This is a genomic window from Herbiconiux oxytropis (genome assembly GCF_024979315.1).
In the GTDB taxonomy this organism is placed as follows: Bacteria; Actinomycetota; Actinomycetes; order Actinomycetales; family Microbacteriaceae; genus Herbiconiux; species Herbiconiux oxytropis.
The window spans coordinates 274,755-288,586 of the sequence record NZ_JANLCK010000003.1; the positions used below are offsets into that span (position 1 = coordinate 274,755).

General features: G+C 70.3%; 12 protein-coding genes and 1 tRNA gene. 9 read left to right on the forward strand and 4 right to left on the reverse strand.

Going from position 1 to position 13,832, the window contains the following annotated elements:
- Positions 1-142: 142 nt before the first annotated feature.
- Positions 143-218, forward strand: a tRNA-Lys gene (locus N1028_RS07110).
- A gap of 37 nt (positions 219-255) precedes the next feature.
- Here N1028_RS07110 and N1028_RS07115 read toward each other — a convergent pair.
- Positions 256-537, reverse strand: a complete 282-nt coding sequence (locus N1028_RS07115) for a hypothetical protein (protein WP_259526218.1) — start codon at positions 535-537, stop codon at positions 256-258.
- A 101-nt stretch (positions 538-638) separates the two neighbouring features.
- Between N1028_RS07115 and N1028_RS07120 the strand changes: the two genes are divergently transcribed.
- Together N1028_RS07120 and N1028_RS07125 are read left to right on the forward strand one after the other, a co-directional pair.
- Positions 639-3,269 (forward strand): helix-turn-helix transcriptional regulator, encoded by a 2,631-nt coding sequence (locus N1028_RS07120; protein WP_259526219.1) that lies wholly within the window; start codon positions 639-641, stop codon positions 3,267-3,269.
- 230 nt (positions 3,270-3,499) lie between these two features.
- Complete coding sequence (locus N1028_RS07125) at positions 3,500-4,876, forward strand: glucose-6-phosphate dehydrogenase (protein ID WP_259526220.1); 1,377 nt, start codon at positions 3,500-3,502, stop codon at positions 4,874-4,876.
- A gap of 20 nt (positions 4,877-4,896) precedes the next feature.
- Here the strand turns inward: N1028_RS07125 and N1028_RS07130 are convergent, their stop codons facing one another.
- On the reverse strand, positions 4,897-5,415 hold the full coding sequence (locus N1028_RS07130) for a hypothetical protein (protein WP_259526221.1): 519 nt from the start codon (positions 5,413-5,415) through the stop codon (positions 4,897-4,899).
- Between the two features lie 130 nt (positions 5,416-5,545).
- Between N1028_RS07130 and N1028_RS07135 the strand changes: the two genes are divergently transcribed.
- On the forward strand, positions 5,546-6,787 hold the full coding sequence (locus tag N1028_RS07135) for a mechanosensitive ion channel family protein (RefSeq protein ID WP_259526222.1): 1,242 nt from the start codon (positions 5,546-5,548) through the stop codon (positions 6,785-6,787).
- Here N1028_RS07135 and N1028_RS07140 read toward each other — a convergent pair.
- Positions 6,711-7,061, reverse strand: coding sequence for a hypothetical protein (locus tag N1028_RS07140; protein ID WP_259526223.1), 351 nt, complete (start codon positions 7,059-7,061; stop codon positions 6,711-6,713). The genes N1028_RS07135 and N1028_RS07140 overlap by 77 nt on opposite strands.
- Before the next feature lie 2 nt (positions 7,062-7,063).
- On the reverse strand, positions 7,064-7,255 hold the full coding sequence (locus N1028_RS07145; RefSeq protein WP_259526224.1) for a hypothetical protein: 192 nt from the start codon (positions 7,253-7,255) through the stop codon (positions 7,064-7,066).
- 88 nt (positions 7,256-7,343) lie between these two features.
- On the opposite strand from N1028_RS07145, the gene N1028_RS07150 reads away from it, so the two are divergent.
- Genes N1028_RS07150 through ilvN form a run of 5 tightly spaced genes read left to right on the forward strand, consistent with a single transcriptional unit; the run spans position 7,344 to position 13,797 of the window.
- On the forward strand, positions 7,344-8,942 hold the full coding sequence (locus tag N1028_RS07150) for an alpha,alpha-trehalose-phosphate synthase (UDP-forming) (RefSeq protein ID WP_259526225.1): 1,599 nt from the start codon (positions 7,344-7,346) through the stop codon (positions 8,940-8,942).
- Positions 8,939-9,730 carry a trehalose-phosphatase gene (gene otsB / locus N1028_RS07155; protein WP_259526226.1) on the forward strand — a complete coding sequence of 264 codons (792 nt, stop codon included), beginning with the start codon at positions 8,939-8,941 and terminating at the stop codon, positions 9,728-9,730. Before N1028_RS07150 ends, otsB begins: the two co-directional genes overlap by 4 nt.
- A gap of 9 nt (positions 9,731-9,739) precedes the next feature.
- Positions 9,740-11,434, forward strand: coding sequence for a dihydroxy-acid dehydratase (gene ilvD, locus N1028_RS07160; RefSeq protein WP_259526227.1), 1,695 nt, complete (start codon positions 9,740-9,742; stop codon positions 11,432-11,434).
- Between the two features lie 43 nt (positions 11,435-11,477).
- Positions 11,478-13,283: an acetolactate synthase large subunit gene (locus N1028_RS07165; RefSeq protein ID WP_259526228.1), complete on the forward strand. Its 1,806-nt coding sequence runs from the start codon at positions 11,478-11,480 to the stop codon at positions 13,281-13,283.
- Between the two features lie 4 nt (positions 13,284-13,287).
- Complete coding sequence (gene ilvN, locus N1028_RS07170) at positions 13,288-13,797, forward strand: acetolactate synthase small subunit (RefSeq protein WP_259526230.1); 510 nt, start codon at positions 13,288-13,290, stop codon at positions 13,795-13,797.
- Positions 13,798-13,832 lie beyond the last annotated feature (35 nt).

The window sequence follows — 13,832 nt, forward strand, 5'->3', positions numbered from 1 at the left end:
GCTGCACCATCGGCGCCCCGATGGAGCCCGGACCCGCCGATAAGGCTCCGTCCGGATGGCTCGACGAGAGCCATCCGGCCCCGGTTCGCGAAGGCCTTCGGAGCGTGCTAATGTTGTCGACTGGCTCGGGTAACCGGGTGACGCACCTCTAGCTCAATTGGCAGAGCAACTGACTCTTAATCAGTGGGTTCTCGGTTCAAGTCCGAGGGGGTGCACCAGAACACCGCACCTCACCACGACATCCCCGCAGGTCCTTCAGTGGCCGTTCGTGTCCGCATCCACGTCGATGCCGTTGCGGGCGAACTCCGATGTCGTCACGATCGTGATGACCGCTCCCACCACCACGAAGCCGAAGGCGATCACGGCGATCCAGTTCATGGCGTCGTCGAGCGGGGTCCCCTCGTCCGAGTCGGCCCCGATCAGCCACTGCATCGTCTGCAGGCCGACGGCGAGCAGCACGTCGATGACGAAGAGCGAGAGCCCGGTGATGTAGGCGATGCGCAGAAGCACGATGAGCCTGGCCGTCAGAGCGTTCACGGTCCCACGATAAGGCAGGCGCTACGTAATCGTGAGCCCGCTCCTACGTAACCTCGGCTCTCCGCGAGACGGGGGCGATCCCGGGTGAGTAGAACCTACTCATGAGCACACAGGACATCTCTTCCCGACCGGGCCGGCTGCACGGCCGCGAACGACTGCTGCGGCACGCGCTGCGGTCGCTGGAACGGCCGGCACCGCGCCCGTTCGTGCTGGTCACCGGGCGCCAGGGGGTCGGCCGCACGGCCTTCCTCGAGGCCGTCGTGGCCGGCGCCGGCCCCGAGTGGTCGGTGCACGTCATCCGGGGCCGTGCCGACCTCGCCGACGTGCCGCTCGGCGCACTCGCACCTCTTCTGGCGGGCCTGCCCGACACCGAGAGCAGCGCCGACGGATCCCCGATGGTCGGCCTCCACCGCCTCGTGAACCGGCCGGGAGCCGTCGTCGTCGTCGACGACGCCGACCTGCTCGATCCGGCCAGCGCCTGCGTGCTCGAGCAGATCGCGGAGGCGCGCACGGCGGCCCTCGTGGTCTCGTGCACGGCGGCGGGCTCGGACATCTCCCGGCACGCGAGCACGGTGATCGAGCTTCCCCCGCTCTCTGCGGCCGACATGCACGATCTCGTCAAGGACCGCTTGGGGCCCCTCGTCGGCACCGTGGCCGTCGAGGAGATCGTGCGGCTCGCCGCCGGCAGCACCCGCACCCTCGTGGAGCTCGTCGACGCGGCCGCGGTGGCCACCGACCTGCACGACGACGCGGGCTCCTGGCGCGAGCGCTGGCCGCACATCACGCCCGGCCTCGTGGCGTCGCTGCCGCACGATCCGCTGCACACCGACCCGCTCGTGGCCGATCTCCTCGCGCTCGTCGCGGTCGCCGGCGAGGTGCCGGTGGAGCAGGGCGGCACCTCCGGTGCCTCGGAGCGGGCCACGCGGCGGGCCGAGTCGCTCGGAGTGGTGAGCACCGTGAAGGCCGACGGCCGTCTCTGGGTGCGGCTCTCGCATCCGCTCTACGCCGCCGTGGTGCTCGGCACGGTCTCCGATCTCGAGAGCGCCTGCTACTGCGCCGCCGGTGCCGACATGCTCGACGGCTACCCCGAGCACCGCGTGCGGCGGACCCTCCTGCAGTTGAAGGCCGGGCACTGCGTGCCGCCGCAGACGCTCCTCGACCTCGCCCACCAGGAGCTCAGCGCCTGCCGGTACTCCACCGCCATCACCCTGGGGCTGCACGCCGTCGAGAGGGGCCACACACCGCTTCTGAGAGCAGCAGGGGAGTACGTCGAGGCCCAGGCCTCGTCACAGGTGGGCCGGATCGAGGCGGCGTCGGCCCACTTCGACGCCGCGTGGGCCCTGCTCGACGACGCGACGGCGGGGGGCGCGTTCGGCGAGGCGGAGCCGTTCGCGGTGGCCCTCGCGCAGGGGCACGGCAACCACCTCGCCTTCCGGGTGCTCCGGCCGGCCCAGGCGATCGTGCGCATCGAGGCCGTGCTCGACCGGATGGGTCCCGAGAAGCGGCTCCTGGTGGAGGACGACATCGCGAAGTGGCGGGTGATGGCCGGGCAGGCGCTCTCACCCGATGCCGACGTGCTGTCGATGCTCGGCCCGGTCGAGACACCGGCAGACCTCAACCTGCTGCAGCTGACCGCGAGCCTGCACACCATGGGCGGTGACCTCGCGCTCGCCGAGGAGGCGGTGGCGCGCGGCCTCGAGGCCTGCGAGCGATTCCGCGAGGTGCTGCCGAACGCCCGCGACCTGTTCCAGCTCTCCGAGCTGCTCGTGCTCTCGTTCACGGGGCGCTTCGCCGAGGCGAGGCTCGCGGCCCGCACCAATCTGGCCACCGCGGAGTCGACGAATCCGAGCGCCCGCGGCATGTGGCGGTTCGCGCTCGCCATGATCGAACTGCACACCGGATCGCCCGGTCGCGCCTGGAAGCTCATCGCCGAGGGCCGCCGCGACCTGCTCTGGCGCGACATCGCCGGACTCCTCCCGGCGGCGGACGCGCTCTCCGCCGCGGTGGCGGCGCGGACCGGCCGCTTCGCGGTGGCCCGCAGCTGGCTCGACCAGGTGACCCCCGCCGAGATCCGCGATCCTCGGGTGGAGCTCTACGCCGCACTCGCCCGCGCGTGGGTGTCGGCGTCGGCAGGGCGTCCGGGTTTCGCCATCCGGAGCCTCGCTCCCGTGCTGCACAAGGCCACGGCGGAGGGCAACCGGTACCTGGCGGCGCTCGTGGCCTACGAGGCGGTCAGGATCGATCCTGTGGTCGGTGCCACCGTGATGCTGCCCACCCTCGTGGCCGCCCGGCAGGCCTTCCCGCTCTGCGAGGGGCACGCCCGCGCCGTCGTCTCGCGGCAGGACGTGCTCCCGGTGGCCAGGCAGCTCGCCGACGCCGGACTGCTCGGGCCGGCGATCGACGCCGCCCGCTGGGTGGCCGAGCAGTCCGGCAACGACCTCGTGCGGGCCTCGCACGCCCACCGGCTGGCCGACTCGTGGACCGTGCGCACCGGGATCTCGATGACGCCGCGGCGCCGGCAGTCGCATCCGCGGGTCATGCCGCTCACGGACCGCGAGTGGCAGCTCGCCTCGGGAGCCGCGTCACTCCGCACGAGCGCCGAGCTCGCCGCCGAGTTCGGGATCTCGGTGCGGACGGTCGACAACCATCTCGCTCGCATCTACAAGAAGCTCGGGATCGCCGGGCGCCGGGAGCTCGCGGGCGAGCTGGCCGCTCTCCGATCGGTTGAGTAGGAATTGCTCATCACACCGTGCCGGCCCGCGCCGCCACACTGGCTTCTGGCACACAGCCAGTCATCGCCGCTCGTGCGGTCCGGCCCCACGCGCGGTTCACTCGTCAGTCCCACGCCCCGGAGCGCACGGCGATGATCCGGGAACAGGGGCGGCCTTCGGGTGGCCGCCCCTGTTCTTTTCCTTCCTGGCGGGGCCCGGTTCTTCCTCCCACCTGCCCTACTGTGATTGCTATGACGCAACGGGTCGACACTCTCCTCATCTTCGGCGCCAGCGGCGACCTCACCGCTCGCCTCCTGCTCCCCGGCCTCGGCCAGCTCCTCACCGATCAGCCCGACAGGCGGCTCGAGCTCATCGGCGCCGGGGGAGTGGAATACACCGACGAGCAGTGGAAGACGATCGTCACGACCTCGTTCTCCGAGGTCGAGGCCGAAGGTGCCGCCATCGACGCCCTCCTCGCCTCCACCCGCTACGTGCAGGCCGACGTCACGGATGCGAAACAGCTCACCGACGTGCTCGCGCTCGCCACGGGGAACCCCGCGATCTACTTCGCCTTGCCGCCCGCGGTCGCCGCAGCTGTGGTGACCACCCTCCAGACCATCGAGTTCCCGCCCGGGCTCACACTCGCCCTCGAGAAGCCGTTCGGGCTCGACGTGCCGAGCGCCATCGCGCTGAACGGCGAACTCGCCAAGCTCGTGCCCGAGAACCAGATCCACCGCGTCGACCACTTCCTCGGCCGCTCGACGGTGTTCAACATCCTCGGCCTCCGCTTCGCCAACCGCATCTTCGAGCCGGTGTGGAACTCCGAGCACATCGCCTCGATCGACGTCGTCTACGACGAGCAGCTCGGCCTCGAGGGCCGTGCGGGCTACTACGACAAGGCGGGAGCCCTCGTCGACATGATCCAGAGCCACCTGCTCCAGGTGATGGCCGTGCTCGCCATGGAGCCGCCCTCGACGCTCGGCTCGGACGACCTGCGCGACGCCAAGGAGATCGTGCTCCGCGCGACCCGCCTCTGGAACGACGATCCCGCGACGGGAAGCCGGCGGGCCCGCTACACGGCCGGCGACATCGACGGCCGCTCGCTGCCGAGCTATGCCGACGAGAAGGGCGTCGATCCGGCGCGAGAGACCGAGACGCTCGCCGAGGTCACGCTCGAGGTGTCGACCTGGCGCTGGAAGGGAGTTCCCATCACGCTGCGCTCCGGCAAGGCCCTGGTGGAGCGCCGCCGCGAGATCGTGGTGACCTTCAAACCCGCCAACCAGCTGCCCGTGGGCCTCACGGGCGCCAACGCGCCCACCGTGCTGCGGCTCTTCCTGGCACCGGATGCGATGTCGCTCGAGATCGACATCAACGGCCCCGGCGACCCGTACGAGCTCGAGCGCACGAGCCTCGACGCCACCTTCGGCGACGGCCAGCTGCTGGCCTACCGCGAGGTGCTCGCCGGCATCCTCGACGGCGACCCGACGCTCGGTGTGCGCGGTGACTCCGCGGTGGAGGGCTGGCGCATCCTCGCCCCCGTCATCGCCGCCTGGCGCGCCGACGAGGTGCCGCTCGACGAGTACCCCGCCGGTAGCGAGGGCCCGTCGGAGTGGAAGCGGATCGGCTGACCCCAGCGGCGCCCTGGCTCCTAGCGGGCCAGCGACCAGCCGCCCTCGGCGTTCTTCTGCGCCGCGGCCTCGGTGACGGCGCGATGGTGCGCCACGAGTGAGCGCAGCGCGTCGTCGTCCTCAGGATCGGGACCCGCGGTGGCGACCGCAGCAGGTGCGAGAGTGAGCGTGGGGGCCACCGAGGTCGCTGCCGGGGGAGCGGCGGAGGCCATGGCGGGAGCCGCAGCCGACACCGCACGCGCGAGCTGACGGGGCACGTAGACGGCCTCGACCGGCGCGAGAGGCGCAGCCGCGTGACTGAGCGAGGAGCGCACCGAGATGCCGTGCTCGGCGAGGTTGGCCACGATGTCGTGGGCCACCGAGCGGGCGAGCGAGGTGTGGAAGATGTCGTCGGTGTCGGCGGCGCTCCGGCGGGTGATGGCGAAGGAGCCGAGGGGGCCGAAGTTCTCCATGAGGGTCTGATTCACGAGCTCGTACAGCCGCTCCTGGCTGACCGTGTCGTCGCGGGCCGCCTTCGCTCGTCGTCGCCAGCCGATCATCGAAGCTCCTTCATCACCCTCACCGTGAGAACAGTGTGCGCGCTGTGCATCGGCAGAGCGAACCGACACGCCGCGCGACCCGGTGCAATGGGCTGATTAGGGTGGGTATTCGTCTACCGGAAGGGGTGCCGTGCCGCTCGAGAGAACGTGGATCGTCTTCGCGATCGCCGCCGTCGCCGCCCTCGTGGCCGCGATCGTCATCACCGCCGCCATCGCACTGGCCCTGAGGCTCGCCGCACGCCGACGCGGCTGGCCGTCGGCGCTCGTCCGCCGGGTGCGGCTGCCGTTCCGGATCTTCCTCGTCGTGGTGCTGCTCTGGGTGGCCGTCGGGCTGACCCTCCCGGCGGGCGACTGGGCCGCGCTCGTCGACCAGCTCTTCCTGATCGCGACGATCGCCGTGGGGGCGTGGCTCGTCTGCGCCTTCGCCGTCTTCGTCGAGGACGTCGCGCTCGCCCGCTACACGATCGACCGGCCGGACAACCGGGTCGCCCGTCGTGCCCGCACCCAGGTGCTCATTCTGCGCCGACTCGCCATGGCCGTCGTCATCGTGCTCGCCTTCGGCGCGATCCTGCTGACGTTCCCCGGGGCCCAGGCCGTGGGTGCGAGCGTGCTCGCGTCGGCCGGAGTGGTCTCGATCATCGCCGGCCTCGCCGCCCAGTCCACCCTCGGCAACGTGTTCGCCGGCATGCAGATCGCCTTCAGCGACGCCGTGCGGGTCGACGACGTCGTGATCGTGGAGAACGAGTGGGGCCGGATCGAGGAGATCACGCTCACCTACGTGGTCGTGCACATCTGGGACGACCGGCGCATGGTGCTGCCGAGCACCTACTTCACCTCGACGCCGTTCCAGAACTGGACGAGGCGCAACTCCGAGCTGCTCGGCTCCGTGGAGTTCGACCTCGACTGGCGCGTGACGCCGGCCGAGATGCGCGCCGAGCTCGAGCGCGTGCTCGCCCGCACCGACCTCTGGGACCAGCGTGTCTCGGTGCTGCAGGTCACGGATGCCGTGGGCGGCTACGTGCGGGTGCGCATCCTGGTGACCGCGATCGACGCGCCCACCCTGTTCGACCTTCGCTGCTTCGTGCGCGAGGAGATGATCGCCTGGCTCTACCGCTCGAGCCCGCAGTCGATCCCGCGCTCCCGGGTGGAGCTCCGCGAGGAGGAGGACGACATCTCGGCGCCCGTGCACGTCGCCGACCCCGAGGCGGTGGGCCTCTTCCACGGCGACCGCGGCGCGGAGGGCCGCGCCAGCATGTTCACCGGGCCCATCCGCACCACCGACGTGCTGCCGGATGCTACGCGGCCGGCTCCGAAGGGGGAGTGGCCGGAGCGGGCGGCGCGGCCGGGGAAGCCGGAGCGGCCTGCTCCGTAGCCGGAGTCGCCGACGGCGCCTTGGGCCTCCGCGGCTGCGCCGGGTCGGCCTGCTGCTGCACGTCGATCCGCCGCAGCGGCCACGAGAATGTGGGCGACTCGCCGTTCCTGGCGAGGTAGACCTGCGCCGCGCGGGTGCCGAACCAGAGGAACCGCACGAGGAGGAACAGCACTCCCACGATCACGACGAGGGCGACGAGCCCGGCGATCACCGAGAACGCGCTCGAGAGCACCGAGAAGAGCAGATGGAACGGGCCCCCGCCGAACGACGACATGATCAGTCGCCCAGCTCGCGCGCGTCCTCGTCTTGCTGCATGACGCTGCCGACGGCGAGAGCCACGGTGATGCCCCAGCTCACCCACATGAGCACGAGGCGCCAGTCGCGCGGGCCCTTCCTCGTGGTCTGCACGGCGGAGAACCCGCCGATGACCGCACCGATGATGCTGCTGTTCAGGATGTACTTGCGCACCGTGACCCCGTTCTCCTGCGTGTTTGCCCCTACGCTACCCCGCCGGGCCCGGGCGCGCCCCCGCCGCCGCTGGTAGGCTCGGCAGCGCATGCCCTCCTCAGACAGCACCACGCCAGAGTCCCTCGCCGGCGAGTTCTCCTTCGTCGTCGTCTCCAACCGCCTGCCGGTCGACCGCATCACAGATGCCGACGGCAATCCGTCGTTCCGCACCTCGCCCGGCGGCCTCGTGACGGCCCTCGAGCCCGTGATGCGCGAAGCCGACGGCGCGTGGATCGGCTGGACGGGCAGCGCCGATGACGAGGCCGATCCGTTCGAGCACGACGGCATCCACCTCATCCCCGTGGGCCTCTCGGCCGAGGAGATCGAGCTCTACTACGAGGGCTTCTCGAACGACACCCTCTGGCCGCTCTATCACGACGTGATCGCGCCCCCCGCCTACCACCGGGAGTGGTGGGAGAGCTACGTGCAGGTCAACCGGCGCTTCGCCGACCGCGCCGCGCTCGTGACCGCCGAGGGCGGCACGGTGTGGGTGCAGGACTACCAGCTGCAGCTCGTGCCGCAGATGCTCCGCGAGCAGCGGCCCGACCTCACGATCGGCTTCTTCAACCACATCCCGTTCCCGGCCTACGGCATCTACTCCCAGCTGCCGTGGCGCACCCAGATCATCAAGGGGCTGCTCGGAGCCGACGTCATCGGCTTCCAGCGCACGGCCGACGCGGGCAACTTCTCGCGTGCGGTGCGGCGGCTGCTCGGCCACCAGACCAAGGGCACCGTGATCGACGTGCCCGTGACCGACGAGGAGGCGGGCAGCGCCAAGCACCGCATATCCTCGGTCAAGGTGAGCGCGGTCAAGGGCGCGGAGGCCGGCGCCCAGAAGCTCGTGCGCACGGTCGTGGCCAAGGCCTTCCCGATCTCGATCGACGCGGCCCGCTATGAGGAGCTCGCCCGCCGGCCCGACATCCAGGCCAGGGCGAAGGAGATCCGCGAGGGCCTCGGCAACCCCGCCGTCGTGATGCTCGGCGTCGACCGGCTCGACTACACCAAGGGGATCGGCCACCGCCTGAAGGCCTTCGGCGAGCTCCTGGCCGATGGCAAGCTCGACGTGGAGGACGTGACGCTCGTGCAGGTCGCGAGCCCGAGCCGCGAGCGGGTGCGCACCTACCAGATGCTCCGCGACGACATCGAGCTGACGGTCGGGCGCCTGAACGGCGACTACTCGACCATCAGCCACCAGGCCATCAGCTACCTGCACCACGGCTACCCCCGCGAGGAGATGGTCGCGCTCTACCTGGCCGCCGACATCATGCTCGTGACGGCGCTCCGCGACGGCATGAACCTCGTGGCCAAGGAGTACGTGGCCTCACGCTTCGACAACGACGGGGTGCTCGTGCTGAGCGAGTTCGCGGGAGCCAGCGACGAGCTGCGCACGGCGCTCCGGGTGAACCCGCACGACATCGAGGGCCTCAAGGAGGCCATCATGCAGGCGAAGACGATGCCGAAGGCCGAGCGGTCGAGGCGTATGCGAGCCCTCCGCAAGCGCGTGCAGGAGTACGACGTGGCCCGCTGGTCGACTTCGTTCCTCACCGCCTTGGCCACTCCCTCCGACGGCCTCGTGCTGCCGAAGGCGAATCAGCAGACCCGCAGCGAGGCGCGCGCCGAGGAGCGGGCGATCGAGGAGTCCCGGTGAGCGGCGCGCTCCCCGCCGACCTGGGTGATGCCCTCCGGCAGCTCGCCGCCACCCCCCGGCTCCTCGTCGCCCTCGACTTCGACGGCACCCTCGCGCCCGAGGTCGACGTGCCCGACGAGGCGAGGGCCCTGCCCGAGGCGCACGAAGCCGTGCTCGCTCTGCTCGCGCTGCCCGAGACCGACGTGGCCTTCATCTCGGGGCGCGCCATGCAGAGCCTCCAGCACGTCAGCCGGTTGCCCGAGACCGCGTTCCTCGTGGGCTCCCACGGCGTCGAGGTGCACACCGACGGCCGCACCGAGCTCGACCTCGACGAGAGCGAGCTCGCGCGCCGAGCCGCCCTCGAGACGGCGCTGCAGGCGATCGCCGACTCGCTCGAGGGGGTCTGGATCGAGACCAAGCCCGCCGGCTTCGCGCTGCACACCCGCCTCGCCGGCGACGCCGAGACCGCGGAGGCCGAGGCCCGCGCGCTCGCCGAGACCGATCCGGAGGCCAACGGCCTCACGGTCCGCCGCGGCAAGAACGTGCTGGAGTTCTCGGTGCGGAGCACCACAAAGGGCGAGGCCGTCGAGCGCCTGCGCGCCCAGACGGGCGCCACGGCGGTGCTCTTCGCGGGCGACGACGTGACCGACGAAGACGGATTCGCGGTGCTCCGCGACGGCGATCTGGGTCTGAAGAGCGGCCAGGGCGAGACCGTGGCGTCGCACCGCGTGGCCGGTCCGCACGACGTGGCCGCCGCCTTGCGGGCGCTCGCCGAGAACCGTGCCGGAGCATCCCCTTCTCGCCTCTAAACTCGTAACATGCCCGAAATAGACATGAAGCCTCGCAGCCGCACCGTCACCGATGGGATCGAAGCCCTCACCTCGCGCGGAATGCTCCGCGGCGTCGGGATGGGCGACGGCGACTGGGAGAAGCCCCAGATCGGCATCGCGAGCTCGTGGAACGAGATCACGCCCTGCAACCTCTCGCTCGAGCGCCTCGCCCGGGCGTCGAAGGAGGGCGTGCACGCCGGCGGCGGCTACCCGCTGCAGTTCGGCACCATCTCGGTCTCCGACGGCATCTCGATGGGCCACGAAGGCATGCACTTCTCGCTCGTCTCGCGCGAGGTCATCGCCGATTCGGTCGAGACCGTCATGATGGCCGAGCGCCTCGACGGCTCGGTGCTGCTCGCAGGCTGCGACAAGTCGCTGCCGGGCATGCTCATGGCCGCGGCCCGCCTCGACCTCGCCTCCGTCTTCCTCTACGCCGGATCGATCGCGCCCGGCTGGGTGAAGCTCTCCGACGGCACGGAGAAGGACATCACGATCATCGACTCCTTCGAGGCCGTCGGCGCCGTGCGCGCCGGCCGCATGTCGATGGAGGACGCGCACCGCATCGAGTGCGCCTTCGCCCCCGGCGAGGGATCGTGTGGCGGCATGTACACGGCCAACACCATGGCGAGCGCCGCCGAGGCGATGGGCATGAGCCTCCCCGGCTCTGCGAGCCCCGCCGCCGCCGACCGCCGCCGCGACTACTTCGCCCACCGTTCGGGCGAGGCCGTGGTGAACATGCTGCGCCAGGGGCTCACCGCCCGCGACATCATCACCAAGAAGTCGCTCGAGAACGCCATCGCCGTGGGCATGGCCTTCGGCGGATCGACCAACCTCGTGCTGCACCTGCTCGCGATCGCCGCCGAGGCCGACGTCGACCTCACGCTCGCCGACTTCAACCGAGTGGGCGACAAGGTGCCGCACATCGGCGACCTCAAGCCCTTCGGCCGCTTCGTGATGAATGACGTCGACCGCCACGGGGGCGTGCCCGCCGTGATGAAGGCGCTGCTCGAGGAGGGACTGCTGCACGGCGACGCCATGACCGTCACCGGCAAGACGGTCGAGGAGAACCTCGCCGAGATGGACATCGCCCCGCTCGACGGCGAGGTGCTCCGCCCCATCTCGAACCCCATCCACAAGTCCGGTGGCATCACCATCCTCGAGGGCACCTTCGCCCCCGAAGGCGCCGTGGTGAAGTCGGCCGGCTTCGACGCCGACGTGTTCGAGGGCCCGGCACGGGTGTTCGAGCGCGAGCGAGCGGCGATGGACGCCCTCACCGAGGGCCGCATCAACGCCGGCGACGTCGTGGTCATCCGCTACGAGGGCCCCAAGGGCGGACCGGGGATGCGCGAGATGCTCGCCATCACGGCCGCCATCAAGGGCGCAGGCCTCGGCAAAGATGTACTACTCTTGACGGACGGACGATTCTCAGGCGGCACAACCGGCCTGTGCATCGGCCACATAGCACCCGAAGCGGTCGACGCAGGTCCGATCGCCTTCGTGCGCGATGGTGATCTAATACGGGTCGATATCGCCGCTCGCTCGCTCGACCTACTGGTTGACCCCGCAGAGCTGGAATCCCGCCGAGAAGGCTGGGCCCCTCTCCCCCCGCGCTATACCCGTGGCGTGCTCGCGAAGTACTCCAAGCTGGTGCATTCCGCCGCCGTCGGCGCCATCACCGGCTAGGCGCTCCGCCTCCATCACTCGTGCTCGACGCTTAGGAAACCAGATGTCCTCGGACGCTTTCCCCGTGCCAACGAAGAAGACCACCCCGCCCACCGCCCCCGCGACCGAGACGATGACCGGCTCAGGAGCCGTCCTCCGCTCGCTCAAGGAGCTCGGCATCACCGACGTGTTCGGTCTGCCGGGCGGCGCCATCATCCCGTTCTACGACGAGCTGATGGTGCAGGACGACATCCGCCACATCCTCGTGCGGCACGAGCAGGGCGCAGGCCACGCCGCCGAGGGCTACGCCTCCTCGAGCGGGAAGGTCGGCGTCGCCATCGCCACGAGCGGCCCGGGCGCCACGAACCTCGTGACCGCCATCGCCGACGCTTACATGGACTCCGTGCCGATGCTCGCGATCACCGGCCAGGTGTTCTCGACGCTCATGGGCACCGACGCCTTCCAGGAGGCCGACATCGTGGGCATCACGATGCCCATCACGAAGCACTCCTTCCTCGTCAAGCGCGCCGAGGACATCCCGGCGACCCTGGCGGCCGCCTACCAGATCGCCACGACCGGGCGCCCCGGCCCCGTGCTCGTCGACATCACGAAGGATGCGCAGCAGAACCCGATGGAGTTCTCCTGGCCGCCGAAGATCGACCTGCCCGGCTACCGGCCCATCACGAAGGCCCACGGCAAGCAGATCCAGGCCGCGGCCCAGCTGCTCGCCGAGGCCAAGAAGCCCGTGCTCTACGTGGGCGGCGGCGTCATCCGTGCCGGTGCGTCGACCGAGCTCCTCGAGTTCGCCGAAGCGACCGGCGTGCCCGTGGTCACGACGCTCATGGCGCGCGGCGCGTTCCCCGACTCGCATCCGCAGAACCTCGGCATGCCCGGCATGCACGGCACCGTTCCCGCCGTTCTCGCCCTGCAGGAGAGCGACCTGCTGATCTCGCTCGGTGCCCGGTTCGACGACCGCGTCACGGGCAAGGCGGCCGACTTCGCGCCCGGAGCCAAGGTCGTGCACGTCGACGTCGACCCCGCCGAGATCTCGAAGATCCGGGTGGCCGACGTGCCCATCGTGGGCGACGCGAAAGACGTCATCGCCGACCTGATCAAGGCCTGGGCCGACATCTCCAGCGAATCCAAGCTCGACCTCACCGAGTGGTGGAGCTACCTCGACGGCCTTCGCACGGAGTTCCCGCTCGGTTACACCGAGCCCTCCGACGGCCTCATGGCCCCGCAGTACGTGATCAAGCGGATCGGCGAGCTCACCGGCCCCGAAGGCGTCTACGCCGCGGGCGTGGGGCAGCACCAGATGTGGTCGGCGCAGTTCATCAAGTACGAGCGCCCCCACGCCTGGCTCAACTCCGGGGGAGCGGGCACCATGGGCTACGCGGTCCCCGCGGCCATGGGCGCCAAGGTCGCCCAGCCCGACCGCGTGGTGTGGGCGATCGACGGCGACGGCTGCTTCCAGATGACCAATCAGGAGCTCGCCACCTGCACGATCAACAACATCCCGATCAAGGTCGCGATCATCAACAACTCCTCCCTCGGCATGGTGCGGCAGTGGCAGACGCTGTTCTACGACGGCCGGCACTCGTTCACCGACCTCAACACGGGGCACGAGACCCGGATGATCCCGGACTTCGTGAAGATGGCCGACGCCTACGGTGCGCTGGGCATCCGGGTCACCAAGGCCGAGGACGTCGACGCCGCCATCAAGCTCGCGCTCGAGACCAACGACCGGCCGGTCGTGATCGACTTCGTGGTCTCGGCGGATGCGATGGTGTGGCCGATGGTCGCGCAGGGCACCTCGAACAGCCAGATCCAGTACGCCAAAGAGCACGCCCCCGAGTGGGAAGAGGAGTAGCCCGATGAGCACCCATGTTCTGAGCCTCCTCGTGGAGGACAAGCCGGGCCTCCTGACCCGCGTGGCCGGACTCTTCGCCCGCCGCGGCTTCAACATCGAGTCGCTCGCCGTGGGCCACTCCGAGATCGAGGGCCTCTCGCGCATCACGGTGGTGGTCGACGTCGACGAGCTGCCGCTCGAGCAGGTCACCAAGCAGCTCAACAAGCTCATCAACGTGATCAAGATCGTCGAGCTCGACCCCGCCCAGTCGGTGCAGCGCGAGCACCTGCTCATCAAGGTGCGCGTCGACAACATCACCCGCTCGCAGGTGCTCGAGGCCGTGAACCTCTTCCGCGCCCGCGTGGTCGACGTGTCGACGGATGCGCTCGTGATCGAGGTCACGGGCGACAGCGGCAAGACCCAGGCGTTCATCAAGGTGATCGAGCCCTACGGGATCAAGGAGATCGCCCAGTCGGGCCTCCTCGCGATCGGCCGCGGCGGCAAGAGCATCACCGAGCGCGTCTTCAAGAGCTAGACCCGCTTCTTCGACACTTCACTGCACACCCCAAC

Bases quoted from the DNA above. Each gene is read 5' to 3' on its own strand.
- N1028_RS07120 (WP_259526219.1), top strand. From the start codon at position 639: ATGAGCACACAGGACATCTCTTCCCGACCGGGCCGGCTGCACGGCCGC.
- N1028_RS07125 (WP_259526220.1), top strand. From the start codon at position 3,500: ATGACGCAACGGGTCGACACTCTCCTCATCTTCGGCGCCAGCGGCGAC.
- N1028_RS07130 (WP_259526221.1), bottom strand. From the start codon at position 5,415: ATGATCGGCTGGCGACGACGAGCGAAGGCGGCCCGCGACGACACGGTC.
- N1028_RS07140 (WP_259526223.1), bottom strand. From the start codon at position 7,061: ATGTCGTCGTTCGGCGGGGGCCCGTTCCATCTGCTCTTCTCGGTGCTC.
- N1028_RS07150 (WP_259526225.1), top strand. From the start codon at position 7,344: ATGCCCTCCTCAGACAGCACCACGCCAGAGTCCCTCGCCGGCGAGTTC.
- ilvD (WP_259526227.1), top strand. From the start codon at position 9,740: ATGCCCGAAATAGACATGAAGCCTCGCAGCCGCACCGTCACCGATGGG.
- N1028_RS07165 (WP_259526228.1), top strand. From the start codon at position 11,478: ATGTCCTCGGACGCTTTCCCCGTGCCAACGAAGAAGACCACCCCGCCC.
- ilvN (WP_259526230.1), top strand. From the start codon at position 13,288: ATGAGCACCCATGTTCTGAGCCTCCTCGTGGAGGACAAGCCGGGCCTC.